The sequence below is a fragment of the Actinoplanes palleronii genome (assembly GCF_016862315.1).
In the GTDB taxonomy this organism is placed as follows: Bacteria; Actinomycetota; Actinomycetes; order Mycobacteriales; family Micromonosporaceae; genus Actinoplanes; species Actinoplanes palleronii.
This window is the reverse complement of sequence record NZ_BOMS01000225.1, coordinates 1-1,279: the sequence shown is the minus strand read 5'-3', so window position 1 is coordinate 1,279 and position 1,279 is coordinate 1. Positions and strand designations below refer to the sequence as shown.

Annotated in this window: 1 protein-coding gene; it reads right to left on the bottom strand. The window is 67.2% G+C overall.

Features of this window, described 5'->3' with window-relative positions; translation table 11 throughout:
- Positions 1-1,079 (bottom strand): ISAs1 family transposase (locus Apa02nite_RS50720; protein ID WP_203831579.1); only part of this gene is annotated, 1,079 nt, incomplete at its 3' end.
- Between the last annotated feature and the right edge of the window lie 200 nt (positions 1,080-1,279).

Below are 1,279 nucleotides of genomic sequence, written 5' to 3'. Positions count from 1 at the left end.
GGCCGATTGCTGTCGCGGGCGTGGTGGCGGTTGGCGGCGGCGATGTTGTTGGCTCCGGCGGCTCGTAGTGCACTGATGGCGGCGTTGCGGAGGGCGGCCATGACGTGTGGCCCGGTGCCGGTGCGGATCTGGCTGTGGTCTTCGTCGTAGGTGACGTCGCGTACCCAGTGGATTTTGTTTTCGATCGTCCAATGCCCGCGGATCCACGCTGCGAGCTGGACGGGTTTGGCCTGGTGGACGCGCAGGTCGGTGATGGCGTAGACGGTTTCGGTGGTGAATCGCCGTGGCTGGTCGAGGCGGCGTCTGCGGCGGCGGATCTGCAGGGCCTGGGCGGCGTGGGGGAAGTCGATGCCGGCCGCGATGGTCAGGATCTTCAGGGTGCGGATCTCCCGGCGGCCGTGGCCGCGGTCGTCGTCGCGGGCGGCTTGCGGGACCTGCTGCCAGGGCAGGTTGGAGAGTTGTTTGTGCAGGTGGGGCTGGTTGCCTTTGACGGTCAGGATCCAGTGGGCGCCGCGGTCGGCGAGGTAGTCGACGTGGTCGCGCTGGCAGTGCATGGCATCAGCGGTGATCACGGCGTCTCGCAGGTCGCCGATCTGGTCGAGCAGGGGTGCGAAGCGGGTGATCTCATTGGTCTTGCCGTCGACATCGGTGCTGGCCAGGACCATTCCGATGCTCTGATCGCAGGCTGCCAGGACGTGCCGGGCGGTGTGGTCGCCGGTCCTGGATCCACGCAGCGTCTTGCCGTCGACCGCGATGGCCTGCCGATCCGCTGATGTCGCCTGGCCGGCGAGCCAGACGGCGATCGCTGTGGTCAGCAGTTGCGCGTCGAGGGCTTGCAGGAGCCGGCGGATCATCGCTTCGGACGGGCGCCGGTCCGGGGCGATACCCAGAGCGAGAGCGGTCGTGGCCGGGACGTCGGCGACCCATTCGGCGATCGCGGTGTAGGACCGGCTGCCGGCGATGACCGCGCAGACCGCGGCGATCACCACCACCGTCAGCCGGTGCCGGACCCCGCGACGAGCCCGCGGATCAGGCAGATCGGCAAGCGCTGCGACCAGCCCACCAGCAGTTTCGGGCACGGTCAGAACCGGTGCGCAGGACAAAGAGGAGATCAGCAATGATGGCAGTGCGGGCATGACTCACTTCGGATCGATCAACACGGCGTAGGAACCTTGATGATCTTCCGAACCGGTCATGCCCGTCTTGCTGCACCAAGTAGCGGCGTTTCTACTTCAAACACCCCAAGTCGGACACTCTCACGACTTTGCCGAGGCCCTGG